Origin of the sequence: Arthrobacter sp. ZGTC412, from assembly GCF_002929215.1 — a bacterium.
GTDB lineage: Bacteria > Actinomycetota > Actinomycetes > Actinomycetales > Micrococcaceae > Arthrobacter.
The window spans coordinates 1-3,063 of sequence record NZ_PJII01000042.1; the positions used below are offsets into that span (position 1 = coordinate 1).

Sequence of the window (3,063 nt, forward strand, 5' to 3'; positions counted from 1 at the left end):
ATGATGGCTCTTTTCAACAAGGTGCAATTGTCCGCCGTTCGGCTACAGCGGTCTCAAGCCCAATACCGTGCACGGGGTACTGAGCGGAACTGCCGGGACCTTCAAGGTGCCTAGGCAGGGTCAAACAAGGGTTAAGCGGGGCGACTTTGGCGCGGCACCCGTCAAGGGTGCCGCGCCAGACTCAGTTCCCAGCGCAGAGGCCGGAAGGGCGCCTGTTAGGCGTGGTTATTACTAACGCGGTTGCCAGCCTTCGCCAGGCCGCGGGCCACCATCAGACCGACCGTGAGGAAGGTGATGTACTGCATCGCGTCGTTGGCGTTGAAGACGTCAACACCGTTTTCGTTGGCGTCGTCCCCGACAACTGCAGCGGTGATGATCGTGGCGATGACCGCTGCAACGTAGACGGCGAACTCAAGGGTCCGGGTGGAGATCTTGATGTCGTTGGCGTTGCGGACAGTGCTGGAATGCTCATTCTGGGCGTGGGTAGTCATGTGGTGCTCCTCAGTAAGGGGTGTGAGCGGCCGTGGCGGCCATGCAAACTTTGATCCCTCTACTGAAACCATGTCAACAACTTCTCTACACCGTAGACTTTACACGTAGACTACTTAATAAGCAAGCTTACGTACCTCCCAAATGGGTGGGCCTGACGCGCGCCGGCAGGACGGACATCCTTCATGGCTTCCCCTGAGGGTAAGTTGCCACTATGGTGTGGGCATTAACCCGCCACCGCGCAGGCCGGCGGGCTGGGCATCGGAGCCTGTGCAGGGGCATGAAAGCAGGACCGGAAGTGCCTGCGGGGTCGGCCCCTGAATACACGTGCGAGGCAGGGATCTTGTGATGAGGATTCAGCTCCAACGCCAGCACATTCGTTGGAATGCCGTGTGCCTGGCGCTGTTCCTGCGGCGTGCGGCTCTTGGTTTCAGCTGGCATCGGCGTTCCTTTCGGTTCGCGCGTGAAGGGCTTCTTTCATTCATCCTCTTGTGCGAGGCGCTGGTGCGTCTTCGGTGGGAGGCGGTAGGTGGCTATCTTGCCAAAGCCTTCACTCAAATCAATTAGGAAGTGTACTTACTATTTATTAGTAAACATGCTTACTATTGCAGGGAGTGCTGGTTCGTCTACAGCAGCTGACCATGAAGGAAAGAGAGCATGATGACGGAAAATCAGTGGACCAACGTCTCCGGATCCTCCTCACAGGACCCGTTTACCGCCACCGGCGGAACAACCCCGTCCGCGTCGCCGGCTTCCGGCAGCGGGTCCGTCTCGAAGAAGGACGCCGCGAAGGAAGAAGCTTCAAACGTGGCAGGACAGGCAGCCTCTGCAGCGCAGGGCGTGGCCCAGACCGCGAAGGAAGAAGTCGCCAACGTCGCCTCCGAGGCCAAGTCCAGCGTCAAGGATTTGCTGTCCCAGGCCAAGTCAGGGTTTTCCAGCCAGGCGGGCACGCAGCAGCAAAAGGCCGCCGAGGGTATCCGGACCATCTCCAGCCAGCTGCAGACCATGGCTGATGCCCCGGAGCAGAAGGGTGTCGCCAGTGACCTGATCCGGCAGGCCGCCGACCGGACCTCCTCTGTAGCTTCCTGGGTTGAGGGCAAGGACCCGGCAGCACTCCTGGGTGACGTGCAGGCCTTTGCCCGTCGCAAGCCGGGCACATTCCTGCTGCTGGCAGCAGGGGCGGGCATGCTTGCCGGCCGCCTCACCCGCGGCCTCACCGCAGGCACCCCCGGAACCCAGAGCGCGGGCCAGTCCCCGCAGCGGCAGGATACTGTGTTCGCCGCCGGCAGCCCTGCCGGTTTTTATGACGAGCCCGTCATCGGCGGCGGCGCTCCCGTTTCCACTTCAGCACTGCCCTCGGGCACGGCCGAGGACACGCCCCTGCGGCTCGAGGATGACCTTTACCAGTCGAAGGAAGGACGCCACCTGTGAGCAGTTCTATCCCGGAGCCTGCTCCGAGCGAAGCGCATATAAAGGCGGACAACACCTCGCTGGGTGACCTGCTGGGCGATGTGACCCGTGACCTGTCCACGCTGATGCGCCAAGAGGTGGAGCTCGCGAAGGCAGAGGCAAAGCAGTCCGCCACCAAGGCAGGCAAGGGCGGCGGCATGCTCGCCGGAGCCGGCGTGGCAGGGCACTTCGTGCTGCTGTTCCTGTCTCTGGGACTCATGTTCGCCCTCGGCTCGCTGATGCCGCTGGGCTGGGCCGCCGTGATCGTGGCAGTGATCTGGGGCATCATCGCCGCGGTCCTGGCCTCGAAGGGCCGCAAGGAACTGAAACAGATCAAGGGCATGCCCCAGACCGGCGAAACACTTTCTGAAATTCCCGAAACCCTAAAACCAGGTGAGGTAAACCCATGAGCGAAAACCCGGATGCAATCCGTGCAGAAATAGAAGAAACCCGCGAACGTTTGGGCACCAACGTGGACGCCCTCGCCGACAAGGTCACCCCGGCCAACGTCGTCCAGCGCCAGACCGACAAGGTCAAGGGCAGCGTCAGGGACGCCGTCGCCGGGGTCAAGGACAAAGTCATGGGAGTAGCGGATTCCGCCACATCCGCTGTTGGAGACACAGTGTCCACGGTTCAGGACAAGGTTTCCTCGGGCACCGGCCATGCCGGTGGCGCCCTGAACAGCACCGGCGATTCCCTGCATGGTGCCGGGCAAAGCGTCACATCCAAACTCTCCCACGCCGGCGACGCGATCTCGGCCACCCCCGGCCAGGTAAAGGCCAAAGCCCAGGGCAACCCGATGGCCGCGGGCCTCATCGCCTTCGGCGCCGGCATGCTGCTCTCCTCCCTGATCCCGGCCAGCACCAAGGAACGCGAAGCTGCGCAGCAGCTCAAAACCGCAGCCGAGCCCCTGGCCACCCACGTCACCGACGCGGCCAAGGACATGGTTCAGGATCTGAAGGAACCAGCACAGGAAGCCATGGACAGTGTCAAGGCCAGCGCCGCTGACGCCGTCCAGAACGTCAAGGCCGAAGGCCAAGGCGCCGTCACGGACGTCAAAGACCGCGCTGTAGACGCCAAGGACACCGTCAAGAGCACGTGAGCGGCCAGGACAGGGTCCCACAG

At 62.5% G+C, this 3,063-nt stretch carries 5 protein-coding genes; 4 read left to right on the forward strand and 1 reads right to left on the reverse strand.

The features are described 5' to 3' along the window. Nucleotides 1-215: 215 nt before the first annotated feature. A complete protein-coding gene (locus CXQ88_RS21250; RefSeq protein ID WP_104046140.1) occupies nt 216-491 on the reverse strand; it encodes a hypothetical protein in 276 nt (91 codons plus the stop codon). 346 nt (nt 492-837) lie between these two features. On the opposite strand from CXQ88_RS21250, the gene CXQ88_RS21255 reads away from it, so the two are divergent. From CXQ88_RS21255 to CXQ88_RS21270, 4 genes are all read left to right on the forward strand, one after another. Next, the gene (locus CXQ88_RS21255; protein WP_104046141.1) at nt 838-1,056 is read left to right on the forward strand and encodes a hypothetical protein; all 219 of its coding nucleotides are present in this window, start codon (nt 838-840) and stop codon (nt 1,054-1,056) included. Between the two features lie 90 nt (nt 1,057-1,146). Continuing rightward, nucleotides 1,147-1,920, forward strand: a complete 774-nt coding sequence (locus CXQ88_RS21260; protein ID WP_373637840.1) for a hypothetical protein — start codon at nt 1,147-1,149, stop codon at nt 1,918-1,920. Then, nucleotides 1,917-2,348 (forward strand): phage holin family protein, encoded by a 432-nt coding sequence (locus CXQ88_RS21265; RefSeq protein ID WP_104046142.1) that lies wholly within the window; start codon nt 1,917-1,919, stop codon nt 2,346-2,348. The genes CXQ88_RS21260 and CXQ88_RS21265 overlap by 4 nt, the downstream gene beginning before the upstream one ends. Then, entirely contained in the window at nt 2,345-3,040 is a 696-nt protein-coding gene (locus tag CXQ88_RS21270; protein ID WP_104046143.1) for a DUF3618 domain-containing protein, read from the forward strand. Before CXQ88_RS21265 ends, CXQ88_RS21270 begins: the two co-directional genes overlap by 4 nt. The last annotated feature ends 23 nt before the right edge of the window (nt 3,041-3,063 follow it).